The organism is Polynucleobacter hirudinilacicola, assembly GCF_002192535.1.
Taxonomy (GTDB): domain Bacteria; phylum Pseudomonadota; class Gammaproteobacteria; order Burkholderiales; family Burkholderiaceae; genus Polynucleobacter; species Polynucleobacter hirudinilacicola.
In genome coordinates this window covers 17,965-37,607 of sequence record NZ_NAIA01000003.1, presented here as the reverse complement: position 1 = coordinate 37,607, position 19,643 = coordinate 17,965, and the positions used below count along the sequence as shown (strand labels likewise).

At 46.2% G+C, this 19,643-nt stretch carries 21 protein-coding genes; 15 read left to right on the top strand and 6 right to left on the bottom strand.

The window, feature by feature from the left end:
• The first annotated feature begins 4 nt into the window (after positions 1 to 4).
• The gene (gene cysM, locus B6A14_RS04350; RefSeq protein WP_087909247.1) at positions 5 to 916 is read left to right on the top strand and encodes a cysteine synthase CysM; all 912 of its coding nucleotides are present in this window, start codon (positions 5 to 7) and stop codon (positions 914 to 916) included.
• Here cysM and B6A14_RS04345 read toward each other — a convergent pair.
• Positions 913 to 2,166: a lytic murein transglycosylase gene (locus tag B6A14_RS04345; protein ID WP_087909246.1), complete on the bottom strand. Its 1,254-nt coding sequence runs from the start codon at positions 2,164 to 2,166 to the stop codon at positions 913 to 915. The two genes, cysM and B6A14_RS04345, sit on opposite strands and share 4 nt — an antisense overlap.
• 83 nt (positions 2,167 to 2,249) lie before the next feature.
• Here B6A14_RS04345 and B6A14_RS04340 point away from each other — a divergent pair, with 83 nt between their 5' ends.
• From B6A14_RS04340 to B6A14_RS04320, 5 genes are all read left to right on the top strand, one after another.
• Positions 2,250 to 3,170, top strand: coding sequence for a histone deacetylase family protein (locus B6A14_RS04340; RefSeq protein WP_087909245.1), 921 nt, complete (start codon positions 2,250 to 2,252; stop codon positions 3,168 to 3,170).
• Between the two features lie 43 nt (positions 3,171 to 3,213).
• Positions 3,214 to 4,866, top strand: coding sequence for an acyl-CoA synthetase (locus B6A14_RS04335; protein WP_087909244.1), 1,653 nt, complete (start codon positions 3,214 to 3,216; stop codon positions 4,864 to 4,866).
• 76 nt (positions 4,867 to 4,942) lie between these two features.
• Positions 4,943 to 5,692 (top strand): electron transfer flavoprotein subunit beta/FixA family protein, encoded by a 750-nt coding sequence (locus B6A14_RS04330; RefSeq protein ID WP_087909243.1) that lies wholly within the window; start codon positions 4,943 to 4,945, stop codon positions 5,690 to 5,692.
• On the top strand, positions 5,693 to 6,628 hold the full coding sequence (locus B6A14_RS04325; RefSeq protein ID WP_087909242.1) for an electron transfer flavoprotein subunit alpha/FixB family protein: 936 nt from the start codon (positions 5,693 to 5,695) through the stop codon (positions 6,626 to 6,628).
• A 40-nt stretch (positions 6,629 to 6,668) separates the two neighbouring features.
• Positions 6,669 to 8,456 (top strand): acyl-CoA dehydrogenase, encoded by a 1,788-nt coding sequence (locus B6A14_RS04320; RefSeq protein ID WP_087909241.1) that lies wholly within the window; start codon positions 6,669 to 6,671, stop codon positions 8,454 to 8,456.
• Between the two features lie 12 nt (positions 8,457 to 8,468).
• Here B6A14_RS04320 and B6A14_RS04315 read toward each other — a convergent pair whose 3' ends face one another.
• Together B6A14_RS04315 and B6A14_RS04310 are read right to left on the bottom strand one after the other, a co-directional pair.
• The gene (locus B6A14_RS04315; protein ID WP_087909240.1) at positions 8,469 to 8,915 is read right to left on the bottom strand and encodes a hypothetical protein; all 447 of its coding nucleotides are present in this window, start codon (positions 8,913 to 8,915) and stop codon (positions 8,469 to 8,471) included.
• Between the two features lie 23 nt (positions 8,916 to 8,938).
• Positions 8,939 to 9,487, bottom strand: a complete 549-nt coding sequence (locus tag B6A14_RS04310) for an META domain-containing protein (protein WP_236635663.1) — start codon at positions 9,485 to 9,487, stop codon at positions 8,939 to 8,941.
• Positions 9,488 to 9,707: 220 nt separating this feature from the next.
• Here B6A14_RS04310 and rpsP point away from each other — a divergent pair, with 220 nt between their 5' ends.
• The 6 genes from rpsP (at position 9,708) to B6A14_RS04280 (ending at position 13,648) form a co-directional block, all read left to right on the top strand.
• A complete protein-coding gene (gene rpsP, locus B6A14_RS04305; protein WP_087909239.1) occupies positions 9,708 to 9,953 on the top strand; it encodes a 30S ribosomal protein S16 in 246 nt (81 codons plus the stop codon).
• A 90-nt stretch (positions 9,954 to 10,043) separates the two neighbouring features.
• On the top strand, positions 10,044 to 10,607 hold the full coding sequence (rimM, locus tag B6A14_RS04300; protein ID WP_087909238.1) for a ribosome maturation factor RimM: 564 nt from the start codon (positions 10,044 to 10,046) through the stop codon (positions 10,605 to 10,607).
• 18 nt (positions 10,608 to 10,625) lie between these two features.
• Positions 10,626 to 11,372, top strand: a complete 747-nt coding sequence (gene trmD / locus B6A14_RS04295) for a tRNA (guanosine(37)-N1)-methyltransferase TrmD (RefSeq protein WP_087909237.1) — start codon at positions 10,626 to 10,628, stop codon at positions 11,370 to 11,372.
• Positions 11,373 to 11,493: 121 nt separating this feature from the next.
• Positions 11,494 to 11,889, top strand: a complete 396-nt coding sequence (rplS, locus tag B6A14_RS04290) for a 50S ribosomal protein L19 (RefSeq protein ID WP_087909236.1) — start codon at positions 11,494 to 11,496, stop codon at positions 11,887 to 11,889.
• A gap of 65 nt (positions 11,890 to 11,954) precedes the next feature.
• A complete protein-coding gene (locus B6A14_RS04285) occupies positions 11,955 to 12,692 on the top strand; it encodes a CoA pyrophosphatase (protein ID WP_087909235.1) in 738 nt (245 codons plus the stop codon).
• A complete protein-coding gene (locus B6A14_RS04280; protein ID WP_087909234.1) occupies positions 12,689 to 13,648 on the top strand; it encodes a CobD/CbiB family protein in 960 nt (319 codons plus the stop codon). Before B6A14_RS04285 ends, B6A14_RS04280 begins: the two co-directional genes overlap by 4 nt.
• On the opposite strand, the gene rsgA is transcribed toward B6A14_RS04280, so the two are convergent.
• Together rsgA and B6A14_RS04270 are read right to left on the bottom strand one after the other, a co-directional pair.
• The gene (gene rsgA / locus B6A14_RS04275; RefSeq protein ID WP_087909233.1) at positions 13,593 to 14,606 is read right to left on the bottom strand and encodes a ribosome small subunit-dependent GTPase A; all 1,014 of its coding nucleotides are present in this window, start codon (positions 14,604 to 14,606) and stop codon (positions 13,593 to 13,595) included. The genes B6A14_RS04280 and rsgA overlap by 56 nt on opposite strands.
• Before the next feature lie 2 nt (positions 14,607 to 14,608).
• Positions 14,609 to 15,862, bottom strand: coding sequence for a M48 family metallopeptidase (locus B6A14_RS04270; RefSeq protein ID WP_087909232.1), 1,254 nt, complete (start codon positions 15,860 to 15,862; stop codon positions 14,609 to 14,611).
• A 15-nt stretch (positions 15,863 to 15,877) separates the two neighbouring features.
• Here B6A14_RS04270 and orn point away from each other — a divergent pair, with 15 nt between their 5' ends.
• The gene (gene orn, locus B6A14_RS04265; protein WP_087909231.1) at positions 15,878 to 16,465 is read left to right on the top strand and encodes an oligoribonuclease; all 588 of its coding nucleotides are present in this window, start codon (positions 15,878 to 15,880) and stop codon (positions 16,463 to 16,465) included.
• A gap of 19 nt (positions 16,466 to 16,484) precedes the next feature.
• Here the strand turns inward: orn and mog are convergent, their stop codons facing one another.
• Positions 16,485 to 17,117: a molybdopterin adenylyltransferase gene (gene mog / locus B6A14_RS04260; protein ID WP_087909230.1), complete on the bottom strand. Its 633-nt coding sequence runs from the start codon at positions 17,115 to 17,117 to the stop codon at positions 16,485 to 16,487.
• A 26-nt stretch (positions 17,118 to 17,143) separates the two neighbouring features.
• Here mog and pmbA point away from each other — a divergent pair, with 26 nt between their 5' ends.
• Both pmbA and B6A14_RS04250 read left to right on the top strand, forming a co-directional pair.
• Positions 17,144 to 18,490: a metalloprotease PmbA gene (pmbA, locus tag B6A14_RS04255; protein ID WP_087909229.1), complete on the top strand. Its 1,347-nt coding sequence runs from the start codon at positions 17,144 to 17,146 to the stop codon at positions 18,488 to 18,490.
• Positions 18,491 to 18,509: 19 nt separating this feature from the next.
• Positions 18,510 to 19,592 (top strand): TRAP transporter substrate-binding protein, encoded by a 1,083-nt coding sequence (locus B6A14_RS04250; RefSeq protein WP_087909228.1) that lies wholly within the window; start codon positions 18,510 to 18,512, stop codon positions 19,590 to 19,592.
• The last annotated feature ends 51 nt before the right edge of the window (positions 19,593 to 19,643 follow it).

The following is a 19,643-nucleotide window of genomic DNA, read 5'->3' as shown; positions in this document are numbered from 1 at the left end:
CTTTATGAGCAAACCTTCTTACCTGACTATTTCACAAACTGTAGGCAATACGCCCTTAGTTCAGTTGCAACGTATTCCCGGGCTCGAGAACTCGACTCGCAATAATGTGATTTTGGGTAAGTTAGAAGGAAATAATCCAGCCGGGTCGGTGAAAGACCGACCTGCGCTGTCGATGATCATGCGTGCGCAAGAGCGTGGCGAAATTAAACCTGGCGATACCTTGATTGAAGCAACTAGTGGCAACACCGGTATTGCTTTGGCGATGACGGCTGCGATGTTAGGTTACAAGATGGTATTAGTTATGCCAGAGAATCAAAGTATTGAGCGCCGTCAAAGTATGGCTGCCTATGGAGCTGAGTTGATCCTGACAGCGGCTTCTGGTGGTATGGAGTTTGCGCGCGATTATGCTCTCCAACTACAACGAGAGGGACGCGGTAGATTGCTAGATCAGTTTGCCAATCCAGATAATCCTCGGGCTCATATTGAAACTACCGGACCAGAGATTTGGCGTGACACTGATGGTCAAGTCACCCATTTTATTTCTGCAATGGGAACTACTGGAACGATTACTGGTGTATCAACCTATCTCAAGTCAATGAATCCTGACATTCAGATTATTGGTGCACAGCCTGAAGAGGGTTCGCAAATTCCGGGAATCCGCAAATGGGCCCCAGAGTATTTGCCGAAAATTTATCAGGGGGATAAAGTTGACCGCATCGAATATGTCACTCAAGCAGATGCGGAAGAAATGGCTCGCCGCCTAGCGGCTGAAGAGGGCATCTTCTGCGGTATCTCAGCCGGCGGTGCTTTAGTAGTAGCTCTGCGCATTGCACGTCAGGTTGAGAATGCTACGATTGTCTTTATTGTTTGCGATCGTGGCGATCGCTACCTATCTACCGGTGTGTTCCCAGCTTAATTTACTTTAGGTTTTTTCTTTGCGCTAGATTTCTTGGGCTTCAATTTTTCACTAGTACTTTTGGTGTCCTTTGCTTTGCCAGTATTTTCGACTGGTACTACGCTTTGATTCTTGTATCCCAAGGCTTCTGCAAACTCAGCAACACTTTGTGCATAGAAATAACTGCGGTTGTATTGAACAATTGTCAGAAAGTTATTTAAGCCCACAAAATACTGGACTTGGTCTGAACCATCTTTATCTGGATAGGGTAGGTCCACAATAAATGCTTTGCTACTGGGCTCAACACCACCGCTTTGCAAATCACCTTGTTGCTTGGTCAAAATACCTTTTTCAATCAGCTCTTGAACTGTATATTTTAGTTGTGGTTGTCCATCAGCGAGCTCTTTGGCGGCCGCTATGCTAATAGATTGGATGGGAAAAGAAATTGGCATGCCGCTTTGCCAGCCATGCATTTTCATGAAGTTACCAACACTGGCAATCGCATCTTTAGGGCTCTGCTTTAAATCAATTTTTCCGTCGCCATCACCATCGACTGCAAAGCTGCGAATACTACTGGGCATGAATTGCGGTAAACCAATGGCGCCAGCATAGGAGCTATTTTGATTGAGGCAAGCGCTAAAGCGAGCGCTGTTGACGCCCTGGATACTGTTCTTTGCTGGCAACTTTCCACCCGCTTCAGTCCAACATAAAAGAATGAGTTCTTTCAGTTGATCCTTAAAAAGTTGTTCACGGGCTGGCTTATTGGGTGTCTCAGGGTAGCTAAATGCAAGGGTTGAAAGGACATCCTTAACCCGAAAATTACCGGTCTGGCGCCCATAAATGGTCTCAATGCCAATAATGGCAACAATGATCTCCACGGGAACCCCAGAATCCTGTTCGACTTGACTTAAAAAAGCCTGATTTTCTTCCCAAAAGGCCTTTCCAGCCTTCAGGCGAACTGGTTCGATGAAGCGCTTGCGGTATGCCAGCCAATTTTTCTTAAAAGTCCCGGATGGGGGTAATACCAATTTGCGTATGGAAGGAATCGTTTTAGCATCAAGAAAGCCTAATTCTAGGCTTTGTAGAGGGATTTCTTGGGTTTGGGAAACTTGGTTTAGGAGTTCATTGATGTTTTGACTAAACCGCACTTCAGAGACGGCATCATCAGCTTGGTTTACGATGGGTTGCTCTGGCTTGGTTGGCTGTGTTGGCGCGCTAGAGCAGCCAGCAAGAGTGAGGGCCAGTAGTAAGCAGGAGGCGCGAAGATTCATGTGCGCTTTAGTCGATTTTTGAGAAATAAATACATTTTATTAGATTATAAAAATAAGAGTTTTGCTATTAAGGATTAAGAGCAATGACAACAGGATACATAACTCATCCAGATTTTCTAAAACATGAGATGGGAAGTCATCACCCAGAGTGCCCCGAGCGTATTCAGGCGATTAATGATCAATTGATTCGTAGCGGTTTAGATCGCTTTCTTCATCATTTGGATGCGCCCCTAGCAACTGAAGACCAGCTGGAATTGGTGCATAGCCCGGACCACGTAGCATTTGTGAGAGATCGCGCGCCAGAAAGCGGCTATTTCATGCTAGATGGTGACACCATCATGAACCCCCATACCTATAGAGCATCGTTACGTGCAGCAGGCGCTGCAATCGCAGGAGTTGATGCCGTGATGAAGGGTGAAGTTGAAAATGTTTTCTGTGCTGTAAGGCCGCCTGGACACCATGCCGAGCCAACCCGTTCGATGGGCTTTTGTTTATTTGATAACGTTGCCATTGCAGCTCGTTATGCGCAAGAAGCCTACGGTATAGAACGTGTCGCCATTATTGATTTTGATGTGCATCACGGTAATGGTACTGAAGCGGCATTTTTCAACGACCCTCATGTAATGATGTGCAGTTTTTTCCAGCATCCCTTTTACCCATATAGCGGTCTAGATCCCTCAGACAATATGGTGAATGTGCCATTGCCTGCAACCACTCGCGGCGACGTAGTGCGCTCCATTGTGGAGGAGCGCTGGTTGCCTGCTCTGCGTAACTTTGAGCCCGAGCTCATCATTATTTCTGCTGGGTTTGATGCACATCGCGAAGATGACTTGGGTCAAATGGGCTTAGTTGAGGATGATTATGTTTGGATTACGAAGCGCCTCAAAGAAATTGCAAAAGACTATGCACAAAATCGCATCGTGAGTTGCCTAGAGGGAGGGTATAACCTCTCTGCTTTGGGTCGAAGTGTGGTGGCCCATGTCAAGGCATTAGCTGATCTGTAGGTGATACCAACCGAATTAAAAAAACTGTTATTGAAAGTGTGTGATGGCAAATATTTATGAACAGGGGTTAGATCGCAATTCAGCGAACTTTACTCCTATTACTCCGCTACTTTTTTTGGAGCGTTCTGCCCAGATTTATCCAAATAAGATAGCCATCATTCATGGGAAATTACGTCAAACTTGGCGGCAAACCAATGAGCGTTGCCATCGCCTTGCGAGCGCTTTGCAAAAGCATGGCATTGGCCTGGGAGATACGGTTGCGGTGATGTTGCCCAATACGCCACCTATGGTGGAGGCTCACTTTGGTATTCCGATGGCTGGCGCCGTATTAAATGCTTTGAATACTCGCTTAGATGCAGAATCGATTGCCTTTATGTTGAACCATGGTGAAGCTAAAGTAGTCATCGTGGATCCAGAATTCTCAGCGGTGATGAAAAAGGCACTCGAAATCGCCAAGAAAGAAAGCGGTCGCGATATTTTGGTGATCGATGTTGAAGAAAAAGAATTTGATGTAGCAGGTGAGAAGTTGGGAAAACTGACCTACGAGCAATTGCTAGCTGAAGGAGATCCCCAATTTGCTTGGCAGTTACCTGCAGATGAATGGCAGGCGATTTGCCTTAACTACACCTCTGGTACCACAGGCAATCCCAAGGGCGTGGTCTATCATCATCGTGGCGCTGCAATCAACGCTATTTCTAATGTACTCGATTGGGACATGAATAAGCATCCGGTGTATTTATGGACTTTGCCTATGTTCCATTGCAATGGTTGGTGCTTCCCATGGACTGTTGCTGCCCGTGCCGGCATTAACGTTTGTTTGCGCCGTGTGGATGCCCAATATATTTTTGCTGCCATTAAAGAGCATGGGGTTACTCATTACTGTGCTGCGCCGATTGTGCACAACCTCTTGGTGAATGCCCCAGATGAAATGAAGGTAGGCGTACCTGCTGGTGTGAAGGGGCTCATTGCAGGTGCTGCACCACCAGCTTCCATCATCGAGGGTATGGAAAAGCTCGGTTTTGATTTAACCCATGTATATGGCTTGACTGAGACGTATGGTCCTGCTGCAATTTGTGTGAAGCAAGATGAGTGGGACAATTTAGATATTGGTGAGCGTGCTCGTTTGAATGCGCGTCAAGGTGTCCGTTATCACTTGCAACAAGCGATTAATGTGCTTGATCCAGAAACAATGAAGCCCGTTCCTGCCGATGGTGAAACTATGGGCGAGATTATGTTCAAAGGTAATATTGCGATGAAGGGCTACCTCAAGAATGAGAAGGCCACCAAAGAAGCATTTGAAGGCGGTTGGTTTCATTCGGGTGACTTGGCGGTGATGAACCCCGATGGTTACGTCAAGATTAAAGATCGCAGTAAAGACATCATCATCTCTGGCGGAGAAAATATTTCTTCTATTGAGGTCGAGGATGTTTTATATCGCCACCCTGCAGTACTTGCTGCAGCAGTAGTTGCCAAGCCTGATCCAAAGTGGGGCGAAACCCCTTGCGCCTTCTTAGAAATCAAGCCAGGAGTTGAGGTGACTCCTGCGGATATCATTGCCCATTGCAAACAGCATTTGGCTGGATTTAAGGTGCCCAAGGCGATTGTGTTTGGTGAGTTGCCGAAGACCTCAACCGGAAAAATCCAGAAGTTTGAACTGCGCAAGCAAGCTGGCTCTGCCACCGCTATTGATGTTTAGTCCCTCGAGGCTGGGGCGGATAAAATAAGAGGCTAAACCAATGTTTGCAAATTTTTATCAATATTGAGAATTCCAAATGAAGATCTTAGTTGCAGTAAAGCGAGTCGTTGATTACAACGTCAAAATTCGAGTGAAGTCAGATGGTTCAGGCGTCGATCTTGCAAACGTCAAAATGAGCATGAATCCTTTTGATGAAATTGCAGTTGAAGAAGCGGTTCGCCTCAAAGAAGCTGGCGTTGCTACGGAAGTAGTAGTAGTGAGTGCAGGCGTGACTCAGTGCCAAGAAACGCTCCGCACTGCTTTAGCCATCGGCGCTGATCGTGCAATCTTGGTTGAGTCTGACGCTGACCTGCAACCACTGGCAATAGCGAAGCTTCTCAAAGCCCTTTCTGAAAAAGAGCAAGCCCAAATCATTATTCTCGGTAAGCAAGCAATTGATGATGATAGTAATCAAACCGGTCAGATGTTGGCCAGTCTTTTAGATATTCCACAAGCCACTTTTGCCTCTAAGGTAGTAATAGCAGATGGTAAGGCTACTGTGACTCGTGAAGTAGATGGTGGTTTGGAAACTATTGCGCTGACTTTGCCAGCGGTCATCACGACTGACTTGCGCCTGAATGAGCCACGCTATGTGACTCTGCCAAATATTATGAAGGCTAAGAAGAAGGTAATTGATATCGTGAAGCCTCAGGATTTGGGTGTAGACATAACGCCGCGTCTCAAAACTCTCAAAGTTGAAGAACCCCCTAAGCGCAGTGCTGGCGTGATGGTTGCAGATGTAGCAGCCCTTGTTGATAAATTAAAAAATGAAGCGAAGGTGATCTAAATGGCGGCTCTTGTTATTGCTGAACACGATAATCTATCTTTAAAGGCTGCAACCTTAAATACGGTAGCGGCTGCTTTGCAGTGCTCTCCTGAGGTGGATGTGCTGGTTGCTGGCAACCAATCTGATGTGGCTGCACAAGCAGCTGCGCAAATCGCTGGAGTGCGTAAGGTGATTCAGGTTGATGCAGCTACTCTAGGGGATCAGTTAGCTGAGCCTTTAGCAGCCCAAATACTCTCGATTGCAAATCATTACAGTCATCTTTTGGCACCTGCAACAGCAAATGGCAAGAACGTGATGCCACGTGTGGCTGCGAAGTTAGACCTTGCTCAGTTATCCGATATTACTAAGGTAGTTAGTACGGATACTTTTGAGCGTCCAATCTATGCGGGTAATGCCATTGCTACTGTGCAATCTGCTGATCTAATAAAGGTAATCACAGTGCGTACTACCGGTTTTGATCCGGTAACTGCAACTGGCGGTACAGCTAGTATTGAAAAACAAGCGGCTGTTGATAGCAATTCTTCTTCATCATTTGTTGGCCGTGAATTAACAAAGTCTGATCGTCCTGAATTGACGGCTGCCAAGATTATTGTTTCTGGTGGTCGCGGTTTAGGCTCTGGAGAGAAGTATCAAGAGCTGATTGCTCCATTGGCTGACAAGCTAGGCGCTGCTTTGGGTGCCTCACGTGCTGCGGTAGATGCAGGTTATGTCCCAAATGATTACCAAGTTGGTCAAACTGGCAAGATTGTGGCTCCACAGCTCTATATTGCAGTTGGCATTTCTGGGGCAATTCAGCATTTAGCGGGTATGAAGGACTCTAAGGTGATTGTTGCAATTAACAAAGATCCAGAAGCACCAATCTTTAGTGTTGCGGATTATGGTTTGGTTGCAGATCTCAATATTGCAGTTCCTGAATTAACTAAAGCACTCAGTTAAAGGCAATTGAATTATTCGATGTGAATAAAGAGGAGTAGTGATGCCATACGTAGCCCCAGTTAAAGACATGTTGTTTGTGATGAATGAATTAGCTGGTCTATCGGAAGTTGTTGCTTATCCTTCTTATGCCGAGGCTGGAGCTGATGTTGATTTAGCACCAGCAATTCTGGAAGAGTCTGCAAAATTTAATCAAGACGTGGTTGCTCCGCTCAATTGGCCCGGCGATCAAAATCCAAGTTCTTGGAAAGAGGGTGTTGTTACAACAACCCCTGGTTTTAAGGAAGCATTTGAGCAATTTTCTGCTGCAGGTTGGCAGGGTGTAGTCCATCCTGCTGAGTTTGGTGGTCAAGGACTGCCAAAATTAATTGCTACCGCCTGTTTTGAAATGGTTCATTCAGCAAGTTTGTCTTTTGCTTTGTGTCCCATGCTGACCGATGGTGCAATTGAGGCTTTATTAACAGCCGCTAGCCCAGAGATTCAAGAGCAATACGTGCCGAATATGATTTCAGGTGAGTGGACCGGCTCCATGTGCTTGACCGAGCCACAAGCAGGCTCTGATTTATCCATGGTACGTTCTAAAGCTGTGCCTGAAGGTGATGGCGCCTACAAAATATTTGGTACCAAAATATATATCACCTATGGTGAGCACGATATGGCTAAGAATATTGTCCACTTGGTCTTGGCAAGGACTCCAGATGCGCCAGAAGGTGTAAAGGGAATCTCTTTATTTGTAGTTCCAAAGTTCTTGGTTAATGCGGACGGCTCTCTAGGTGAGCGTAACGATGTTCATTGCGTATCGATTGAACACAAATTGGGAATTAAGGCGAGCCCAACAGCAGTCTTGCAGTTTGGTGATCATGGTGGCGCTATTGGCTATCTGGTTGGTGAAGAAAATCGCGGCCTGGAATACATGTTTGTGATGATGAATGCAGCTCGCTTTGCAGTAGGCATGCAAGGTATTGCAGTTGCTGAGCGCGCTTATCAAAAGGCAGTGCAGTATGCAAAAGATCGTGTGCAAAGTCGCGATCTCGCTGGATCTCCTGGTCCAGTGGCGATTATTCATCAGCCAGATGTCAAGCGCATGTTAATGACTATGCGCGCCTATACAGAGGCTTCTCGTGCATTGGCTTATTACGCGGCCGCTGCATATGATGCACAGCATGCAGCCCCGGATGAAGTAGAGCGTAAAGCTAGTCAAGCTATTTACGAGTTCTTAGTCCCTATTGTGAAGGGCTTCTCTACCGAGATGTCGATTGAGGTTGCTAGCTTAGGAATTCAGGTGCATGGCGGCATGGGATTCATTGAAGAGACGGGCGCCGCACAACATTATCGCGATGCTCGTATCTTGACGATTTATGAAGGAACCACTGCTATTCAAGCGAATGACTTGATTGGTAGAAAAACCGTACGTGATGGTGGCGCTACTGCAAAAGTATTTGTACAAAAGATTGCAGAGACCGAAAAAGCATTGGCAGCTAGTGGTTCAGCAGATGCCAAGGCAGTACTGAAACAGCTAGCTGCTGGGCGTGCTGCATTTGAAGAGGCTGTGGCATACATTGTGGCAAATGCTAAGAGTGATACCAAAGCAGTTTATGCCGGCAGCTTCGCATACCTGCGTTTATCTGGTTTAGTGCTAGGTGCTTGGCAAATGGCACGTAGTCTCTTAGTTGCGGAGCGTTTGCGTGATAGCGATCCTGCTTTTTATAGCGCCAAGATTGCTACAGCACGTTTCTTTGCCGAGAATTTATTGCCACAAGCTGGCGCTTTAGCAACTTCCATTATTGAAAGCGGCCACTCTACCAATGCCTTAGAGGTTGAGCAGTTTTAAAGCCATCTGCAATTATTGAGATAGCTTTTTTGCTTCGTGGATTTGAGAAATAAAGAATTGCTCAAAAGAGACGGCTAAAAAAGTCATCATGACGCCGGCACCAAAGACGAGTGAGAAGATCACCGTAAGGATTACTGGCCAGCCAGAGCGGGTACGACCTTGTTCTTCAATTCCGGGATTAAATTGTGCATCCCATTTTTCATCAGGGCGAAGGCCAAAGGTAATGGTGGTTAACCAACTGGCTTCGATAGCAATGAAGCCAAAGGTTAGCAGGACCCAGCCGGGTGCAGAGTGAAAGTGCTCACTCTTCAGAATAGTCCAGCCAGCGATTCCACCAATAAGCGCAAATAACTGCACCCATGCCCAAAAGGATTTAAGTCCTTGTAGGTAAAAGCAGTTGAGACCGCTACCAGGTAAAAAGAATCCGAGAGCGCAAAAAAGAAGTTTAGAGTTGTTCATGAATCTTTAATCTTGGTAATTGTTTATTTGCTAGTGTTTGGTCGCTGCGTGAAACTGAGTACTTGCCTATCGGCACCAATCATGAGCAATTGATCACCATTGCGCACAATGCTGCGATAGTCGTTGAGCTCATACAGAAAGTCGTTTTCTAATTCATTACGCTGTGGCGTGCATGCCATTTTGGTGCTGGTAATTTTTGAGAAGGTAAAGCCGCGAGTGTCTTCATCTAGTTGTGCTGTGAATCTATTGCAGCCGGTTGAGCCGCTCACGCGCTGACCATTCGCGTCAAAAGTGATTTGAATCGGATTGCTGGCTTCGCCCTGAGGAATTTGGCGGGTGCGTACCTCACCATTGCTATTGGGGGGTAAATTCCAGCGAGTGAGCTCCCATTTAGTGTTGCGCAGTTCGCTGCTTGGCGGACTGGTTTTAGCGCCGCACGGTGGGATGACATTGGCGCAACCACCCAAAAGGGAAATGCCAAGAGATGAAAACACCACAAATAGGCTATTGGAGAAGCCCCTAGAGAGGCTCTTAGAAAAGGTCTGGGCTACTGTTTTTGTAGAGATATTCATCTAAGTTATTGTTTTATATATATTTTTTATGCGTTATAGCATTGTATTCTATCGTCTTAGACACTTAAATAGGTGGAAGAAGTAAGGGTTTTCGTCTAGAATATGAGGTTTTCCGCTCTACCGTACGTTTAGTTGGTGAGCAGGAGCCCAAGATTTTTTGTAGAAATTTCATTGGGTTGTAATCAACCTGTTTTCATTTTAGATTTTTTAAGGAATAAGTATGGTCGTCATTCGACTGGCACGCGGCGGTTCTAAGAAGCGCCCTTTTTACAGCATCGTTGCTACTGATAAGCGCAACCGTCGTGACTCGAACTTCATCGAGCGCATTGGTTATTTCAATCCTAAAGCAGCTGAATCTGAGCAAGCTATGCGCATCGCTCAAGATCGTTTGACTTACTGGACTGGTGTTGGTGCGCAAGTATCTCCAACCGTTGTTCGTTTGATCAAAAACAATCCTGCTGTTTAAGTAATTTGCTAAAGACTTCATCTTTGCGGTGGAGTTTTTAGTGGCAGGATTTTCAGTAGTTCTATTTCGGGAAAATAAGGTGTCTTTCAAATGAGTACACCTTCCCTGAATGATTTGATTGAACTTGGCGCCGTTTCTGAGGCACAAGGATTGCAGGGTCAAGTGAAGGTGAGGCCTCACTCATCAGAACCTGTAGCACTTCTATCTTCTAAAGCTGTTTGGCTATCTCTTATCCCGCGTAGGGATGCAGGCGTTTCTGCGTCTGTTGAGCAAGCTTCTTTAACTCAATACAAAGTGAAGAGCGCCAAGATGCATAGCGGTAATGTTGTTATGGCGCTAGAGGGCGTTAGCGATCGCGATCAAGCGCTGGCCTTAAAAGGCGCCCGAATATTAGTGGCACGTGATGCTTTTCCGAAAGCAGATAGTGATTCTTATTATTGGGTTGATCTGATTGGTTGTCAGGCGAATAATGAGCAAGGCGAAGCCCTTGGTACAGTGATTGATGTTACCGAGCACGGCGCACATGGTGTGATTGTCATTGGAGATATCGCCACCAATGCAATTAAGCAATTGGTACCCTTTGTAAAAGAAGTGGTAAAAAACGTAGACTTAGAAAATAAAACCATCACGCTCGATTGGCAGAGTGATTGGTAAAAACCGACAAGTTGAGATATGCGCTTTGATGTTGTAACCCTGTTCCCAGAAATGTTCTCTGCTCTCACGCAGTGGGGTGTGACTGGTCGCGCATGTGAACAATCCTTAGCCAGCGTTCATTTATGGAATCCAAGGGATTTTTGTTCTGATCCTCGCAAAACGGTAGACGATCGTGCCTATGGCGGCGGCCCAGGAATGGTCATGATGGCTAAGCCCCTAGAAGATGCCGTTGCTGGCATTAAATCAGCCCACCAGGCAGCCAATATCAAATCAGGCCCAGTTTGCCTATTGGCACCCCAGGGTGAGCGGTTTACTCAAAAAATTGCGACGGATATCCTCAATTACGGTAATTTAAGCTTTATTTGCGGTCGCTATGAGGCGGTAGACCAACGTTTTGTGGATAGAAACGTAGATTTACAGCTTTCGATTGGGGATTTTGTGCTTTCCGGGGGTGAAATCCCTGCTATGGCGATGATGGATGCGGTTATTAGGTTGATTCCAGGGGCTCTTGGGGATGGCGAATCAGCCACTCAGGATAGCTTTATGAACGGCCTTTTGGACTATCCGCACTACACCCGCCCTGAAATATATGAAAATTTATCGGTGCCGGACGTGCTTTTAGGCGGACATCACGCTAAAATAGCGGATTGGCGTCGGCAGAAGTCTTTAGAGCTGACGTTCAGGCTCCGGCCAGATTTAATTGAATCGGCCAGAACCAATGGGTTGCTAACCCGAGAAGATGAACAATTTCTTCGCTCTCTATAAATCGAGTTGTGATTAAAAGTTTTGTTTTTGGTTTAGTGAAATTGTTTTAACTGCATCCTCTATTAGGTCCGTTGATTTAAATCTCGGGATTAAACGCTAATAAGATGTTTAAGGATTAAAAATGAATTTGATCGAAAAAATTGAGCAAGAAGAAATTGCTCGCTTAAGCGTTAATAAAGTATTGCCAAGCTTTGCGCCTGGTGACACTGTCATTGTTAGCGTTAACGTTGTTGAAGGTACACGTAAGCGTACCCAAGCCTTTGAAGGCGTTGTGATTGCTAAGCGTAATCGCGGACTCAATTCCAGCTTTATCGTGCGTAAGATTTCTTCTGGTGAAGGCGTTGAGCGTACTTTCCAAACATACTCACCATTGATCGCTAGCGTTGAAGTGAAGCGTCGCGGTGATGTACGTCGTGCGAAGTTGTACTACTTGCGCGATCGTTCTGGTAAGTCAGCACGTATTAAAGAAAAGCTTCAAGCTCGCACTAAGACAGTAGCTGCTCCAGCTGCTGAATAATTGCTGCTTTGATGCAAACAGAAAGGCGGCCTAGGTCGCCTTTTTTGTTGCCTTAGAATATGAATATGCCTAAGATTCCCAAGCCTGAAGAAGACGTAATCAACGTTGCGACGCCTCCAGGATTTGATGCGCAAGCCATTCCAATTCATGAGGTTCGTAGTAGCGACAAAAAAGTTTCCTCGAAATTTCTAGAGCCAGAGGCCTTAAGGCTACGTCTGCAATCTCCACCAGAGTGGCAGCCGGAGATTACTGATGAAAATCGCCATGTGATTGCAGCAGACATTATTGCCAAGCGCCAGGCAGCAGGTAAGGTTACTAAGGCAGCAGTATTAATACCGTTAGTGTTAAAGGAAGAGGGTTTATCAGTCCTCCTAACCCAACGCACGAATCATCTGCGTGATCATGCTGGGCAAATTAGTTTTCCTGGGGGCCGTATGGATCCTGAGGATCTCAGTCCTAATGACACTGCTTTACGAGAAAGTGAAGAGGAGATTGGTTTGGATCCTAAGCGGGTCGAGATTATTGGCCATTTACCTCAATATTTAACTGTTTCTGGCTATAGCGTCACTCCAGTAGTAGGATTGGTGCAAGCTCAGGCAGAATATGTCTTAGATGAATTTGAAGTGGCAGATGTTTTTGAAGTGCCCTTAAGTTTTTTGTTGGACCCAGCAAACCATCAGGTCAGATTGTGGCAAAGTGAGCAGGGTGGCCGTCGTTTTTATTCAATACCGTATGAGAACCGCTTTATTTGGGGTGCTACTGCGGGAATGTTGCGCAACCTTTATCATTTATTAAAAGTATGACTTTCTTTTCTATTCTCTTCGCCCTCATTGCTGAGCAATATCGCCCAGTAACTTCAAGCCATTGGATTGTGCGTATGAGCACCCGTTGGTTAAATTGGGTCGCCGGAGAATTCGGGGCTAAAACTGAAGAAGGCGCAAGCCCTATTGGTGCGCGAATGGCCTGTTTGGTTGCCTTTATTTTGCCAACCTTTTTAGTGTTCTTGGTGTATGTCCTCTGTATGTTGACTTACCCAATCTTGGGTTTCTTGTGGAACGTAGTTATTGCCTATTTATTTTTTGGCTTCCGTCAGTTCAGTCATTCCTTTACCCTGGTACATGAAGCTATAGAGGCACATGATTTACCGGCTGCCCGTGCTGCTTTAGCTGAGTGGTATGGTCCAGATTTGGATGCTACCAATCTGACAGAGACTCAAGTGATTTCCTTGGCGCTGGAACGTGCCATCATTGGCTCGCATCGACATGTCTTTGGCGTCTTGTTTTGGTTCATGATGCCAATGGGGCCTGCAGGGGTTGTGCTCTATCGTTTAGCTGATATTGCTGCACAACGCTGGTCTGAGCGTGGTGATTTTAATTTGAGCGAAGCAGCACGTCACTTCTTTTATGTTCTCGATTGGATTCCATCTCGCATTACTGCAATGGGCTTTGCAATCGTTGGCAACTTTGAGGGCGCTGTTTATGCCTGGCGTTACCTCACCCAAAAATGGGCTGATTCTTTATCGGCTGTGATCTTGGCTGCAGGTGGCGGCGCTCTAGGTGTACGCTTGGGTGAGCCTTTGAGCGAGCCCGATAGCGATGAGGCCTTGCGTATGGCAGAGGCTGGAGAGCCTCTAATCTATGAGGTAGGCCTTGAGCCAACTGAGCGTACGATGCGCTCTGCTGTGGGTTTGGTGTGGCGCTTGGTTATCGTTTGGATGGCTTTGTTGCTAATGCTGACCATCGCTCTTTGGCTTGGCTAATTCCCTGAATTTGGGTATCGGCAGTTTTTGAGTCAGAACGAAGCTGTCTAAATAGCGCCAGTCTTTCTGGTGCTATTTCATTTCTGTCTACCGCATCACGTACAGCACAATCGGGTTCTGATTGATGCGCGCAATTATGAAAGCGGCACTTACCTAATAAGTCCTTAAATTCTCTAAAGGCATGTTGCAATTCACTTACCGACATATGCGCTAAGCCAAATTCCTGAAAGCCTGGTGAATCAATCAGCGCTCCAAGCTTGCCAGATTCATCTCTGCCCCAGGCCTCAGGTAATTCAAAATAACGACAAGCAGTGGTAGTGTGCTTACCGGTATCCAGACGGACTGAATATTCTTGTGTGAGAGCTGCAGCATTGGGAACCCAAGCATTGAGCAAGCTAGATTTACCCATGCCAGATTGACCTACAAAGACCGATACCTTGCCCCGCAGCGCACCTTGGAGTGCATCAATCGAAGCAGCATCAAACTTGGCAGAGACCTCACTTACCGGGTAGCCCATACGGGCATAGGGTGCAATGATTTTGCGAGCATGCTCTAAGTTATCTTTGAGATCGCATTTGTTTAAGAGAATATGCAAACCAATTTGATGAGCTTCCGCAGCCACTACCGCTCTACCTAAAAGATCGGGTGAGAAGGCGGGCTGTGTCGCTAGTACTACCAGGATTTGGTCCACATTAGAAGCGATGATCTTGCTCTTAAATGCATCTGAGCGATATAGAATATTTTCACGTGGTTCAATTTGAATAATGCGTGCTTGATCTGCTGATGTCATCTCTAGGAGCAGGCGATCACCCACTGCGCCAACGTGCTGCTTAGCAGGAGTGCTAACTTGTATTAATGGCCCTTGAGGAGATTCGCTTCCTTGTGTATCTTGTGTCAACCGCTGCGCTAGATAGTGCCTTCCATAGGAAGCAGTTAGTAGCGCGTGAAATTGATCCATGCTTACGAATTAAAGCGTTGTAAGTTGGCGATCCGTAGTGGAGCAGGCGGATGTGAGCTATAAAAGGCAGTGTAAATTGGGTCAGGAGTAAGGGTTGAAGCATTGTCTTGATATAGCTTCACTAAAGCAGAGATTAAATCCTTTGCAGAAGATTTTTCGGCAGCAAACCCATCTGCTTCGTATTCATGTTTACGTGAGGCAATGCTACCTAGAGGTGTAAAGAAGAAGCTAAACACCGGAGAGATAAGCATAAAGAGCGCTAGTGCGAGGCCGCCGTTATAGCCATTGAGATTGGGCATAACACCCAGATCGGTATAGAACCACACCTTGGTGCTAATCCAGCCCAGCAAAGCAAACATTCCAAAGCTCAAGGCAAAAGAAACCAAGAGACGTTTGCGAATATGGTTGCACTTGAAATGACCCAGCTCGTGTGCGAGTACAGCCTCTACTTCACCGGGATTGAGCTTTTCAATAAGGGTGTCAAAGAATACAATGCGTTTGGCTTTACCCATGCCGGCAAAGAAGGCATTGCCATGAGCACTACGCTTGCTGCCATCCATCACAAATAATCCTTGGCTTGCAAAGTCACAGCGTTTGAGGAGTGCTTCAATTTGAGTTTTTAAAGGACCTGCTTCCAAAGCTTGAAACTTATTAAAGAGAGGTGCAATAAATGTTGGGAATATCCACTGCATTAATAAACTAAATGCAGTCAGCACTCCCCACGCCCAAAGCCACCATAGATCGCCAGCTTGATCCATTAAACTCAGAATGACCCAGAGTAGTGGTACACCAATTGCGCTACCAACACCGATTCCTTTGATCATGTCGCTAAAGAATAATTTTGTATTCATACGATTGAAGCCAAAGCGCTCCTCTAGATGAAACTGTTTGTACCAAGAGAAGGGTAGGTCAAGAATTCCGGAGATGATCACAATAGAGACTAGTAAAGCAATTTGCTGGGCAATGCCCGGGCCGAAGAATTGCAGGAGAGCCATGTTGAGAATCTGTAGACCACCCAATAAAGTGAAGCCAATTAAAATGATGGCGCTGACACCGTTTTCTAAAATACCAAGGCGTAATTTGGCGATAGTGTAATCAGCTGCTTTTTGATGTTCGGCTAGACTCACTTTTTCGGAAAATTCTGCGGGAACCCGATCGCGGTGCTGGGCTACATAGCGAATTTGACGTTGAGAAAGCCAGTGGCGTAGGCCAAAACTGGCTATAAAGGCGATTAGAAAAACAATTGTGAATGTCATGAGATCATTATAGATATGAGCGAACAAACGAACACGGCTGAGAATAAGGCACCCCCTGCCAGCGAACACCTCATTTGGGTGGATATGGAAATGTCGGGTTTAAACCCCGAAACCGAGAAAATTTTAGAGATTGCGATCATCGTGACCGATGCGCATCTCAATACGATAGCTACTGCCCCTGTTTGGGTGGTGCATCAGGATGACACCGTTTTAGATGCTATGGATGCCTGGAATAAGGGAACCCATGGACGTTCCGGCTTGATCGATAAAGTCAAAGCATCCACATTGGATGAGGCAACGGTTGAGGCGGAGTGTATTGCCTTTTTAAAGAAGCACATTAAGGCAGGCATTGCGCCAATGTGCGGCAATACCATTGGTCAAGACCGCCGCTTTATGGCTAAGTACATGCCCAAATTAGAGGCTTACTTTCATTATCGAAGTATTGATGTCTCAACCCTGAAAGAATTATGTAAGCGCTGGCATCCTGAGTTAGTTAAGGGTTTTACTAAAAACCAGGCTCATACTGCTTTGGCCGACATCGAAGAGTCGATTGAAGAGCTTAAGTACTACCGCGAGAAATTTATCGTTCCATTGCCGCAGTAAATGGTCATGCAGGCAGGGCTCAGGAAAGTGATTTCTTCAGGGCGCTCTTGGGCCTAAAGACTTTAATGACTTCTTCACGGGTCTCGATATAAGGCCCGCCAATGAGGTCAATGCAGTAAGGTACTGCAGCAAAGATCCCGGGAATAATAGACTTCCCGCTCTCATCTTTAAGCCCCTCAAGTGTTTCCGCAATCGCTTTTGGTTGACCTGGCAAATTAATAACAAGGGCCGCATGTCCCTCAATTTCTCTCAGAACGGCAACCTGCCTAGACAAAATCGCTGTTGGCACAAACTTTAGGCTAATTTGGCGCATTTGCTCCCCAAAGCCGGGCATTTCACGGGTTCCAGCTTCTAAAGTTGCTTCGGGGGTGACGTCTCTGCGAGAGGGGCCTGTACCACCCGTAGTAAGCACTAAATCACATCCCAGTTCATCTACCAATTCCACGATAGTCTCGGTAATGATTTCAGATTCATCAGCAATTAAGCGCTCATGGAAAACAGAGGGGTTGGTGAGGGCATTCATTAGCCAGCTCTGGAGGGCGGGGATGCCTTCATCTTGGTAGACACCCTTGCTGGCTCGATCAGATATTGAGATTAGGCCAATTTTGACTTCATTTGGGGAACTGCGTTTTTGGTCTTCGGTATGCTTCATGTTTCTATTCTAGCTATTATTAGGGCATGTTTACATATACATCCAGCCAGTTTCAAGAAATCGTCGATTTCTTGCTAAAAGAAGCCAAAAGAAGGGGGGCTTCGGACGCTGTTGCCGAGGTTTCCGAAGGGCAAGGTTTATCCGTAACGGTTCGTAAGGGTGAGGTCGAAACGATTGAGCAGAGCCTAGATAAGCAGGTTGGGGTTACCGTATTTTTAGGTCATCACCGCGGTAACGCGAGTACAAGTGATTTTTCCAAAGCCTCTTTGAAGGCAACGGTAGATGCTGCGTATCACATTGCGCAACATACAGCCGAAGATAATTGTGCAGGACCAGCAGAGCGTGAGCTCTTGGAAAAAAATCCTCGTGATTTAGATTTATTTCATCCGTGGAATATTGATGCGACACATGCGATTGAAATCGCTCGCACTGCAGAGGGTGCTGCATTCTCAGTGAGCAAGCAAATTCAGAATAGTGATGGTGCCTCTGTATCTGCGCATCATGCGCATTTCATGATGGGAACTTCACATGGCTTTATGGGCGGTTATCCATTTTCTCGTCACTATATTTCTTGTTCGCCCATCGCAAGTGAAGGTGGCAAGCAATCTAATATGCAACGCGATGATTGGTATTCTAGCTCACGCATTCCAGGGGAGTTGGCTGAGCCTGCTGCCATTGGTAAGTATGCGGCGCAAAGAGCCCTTTCTCGCTTAAAAGCGAGATCACTAACAACCCGTCGTTGCCCCGTGATCTTTGAAGCGCCTTTGGCAGCTGGGCTGTTGGGTAGCTTAGTGCAGGCGGTATCAGGTGGTGCGTTATATAGACGCTCCAGTTTTTTACTTGATAGCCTTGGTAAGCAGGTGCTCCCAAAACATATCAGTCTCTATGAAAATCCCCACCTAAAGTCAATGACGGGTAGCGCTCCATTTGATGAGGAAGGTGTAAAGACTGCTGCAAGAACAGTAGTGGATAAAGGAATATTAGAAGGCTACTTTCTGTCAACTTACTCAGCGCGTAAATTGGGAATGAAGACCACTGGTAATGCTGGCGGCTCACACCACTTAGTACTACAAAGTAAGAAAACGCCCAAAGGTGGATTGCCTGCGCTATTAAAAGAAATGGGCACTGGCTTATTAGTAACTGAGTTAATGGGACAGGGCGTGAATTACGTTACTGGCGACTATTCCCGTGGAGCTTTTGGTTACTGGGTTGAGAATGGTGTAATTCAATATCCAGTAGAAGAGGTAACGATTGCTGGAAATCTTCGCGATATGCTCCTGGATATTGCCATGATTGGGAGCGATACCCTGATACGGGGTACGAAAGAAACCGGTTCCATTTTGATTGGCTCGATGACGGTTGGTGGAAAATAAATTCTGAAGGGGTATGAGAATGCAAAGACGTTCATTTTTAAAGAAAGCAACTATTGGTGCAGGTGCCGCAGTCCTCACTGCACCAGTTATTGGGCAAAACCTGCCAACTCTCAATTGGCGTTTAGTCTCTAGCTTTCCGAAGTCCTTAGATACCCTCTATGGCACTCCAGAGGTATTTGCTAATGCGCTTAGAAAAGCCACTGACGGTAAATTTAATGTCAAAGTATTTGCAGCGGGCGAAGTGGTTCCTGCTTTGCAAGTTTTAGATGCCGTTCAGAATGGTACCGTTGAATGTGGACATACAGCCAGTTACTACTACTTAGGTAAGAACAGCGCATTTATATTTGATACTGCTGCACCCTTTGGCATGACGGCACGCCAGCAGTCAGCATGGATGCTGCATGGCAATGGTATGAAGCTGATGCGTGAGCTTTATGCCAGTTACAACATCGTGAATTTCTTGGGTGGGCAAACAGGAACCCAGATGGGCGGTTGGTTTCGTAAAGAAATCAAATCACCAGAAGACCTTAAGGGCTTGAAATTCCGGATTGCTGGTTTTGCAGGTCAAGTGTTAGCAAAATTAGGAGTAGTGCCACAGCAATTACCTGCGGGTGAAATTTATTCGGCTCTTGAAAAGGGCACGATTGATGCTGCTGAATTTGTTGGGCCATACGATGATGAAAAGCTCGGCCTGGCAAAGGTAGCCAAGAACTATTACTACCCGGCATTTTGGGAGGGCGGTGCCAGCCTTTCTTTCTTGGTGAACAAGAAGCAGTGGGATGCCTTGCCACCTTCTTACCAAGCTGCTTGGGAGTCTGCTTGCTTTGAGGCCCACACTGATATGTGCGCCAGATACGATGCGTTGAACCCGCCAGCATTACAACGCCTGCTTCAAAATGGCGCAGTGTTACGCAAGTTCAACACTTCAATTATGGACGCCTGCTTTAAAGCCACTCAAGAGACCTATGCAGAAGAATCTGCTAAGAATCCTCAGTTTAAGAAGATTTTCGAAGACTATCGCGTCTTCAGAAACATGGAAGCCCAGTGGTTTGGGGTGGCAGAGCAAGCCTTTGCGCAATATAGCTTTAATAAGAAACTTTAAGCAATTGACCAAGGTCATTAAAGGGCTGCAAAGCCCTTTTTCTTTTTCTAT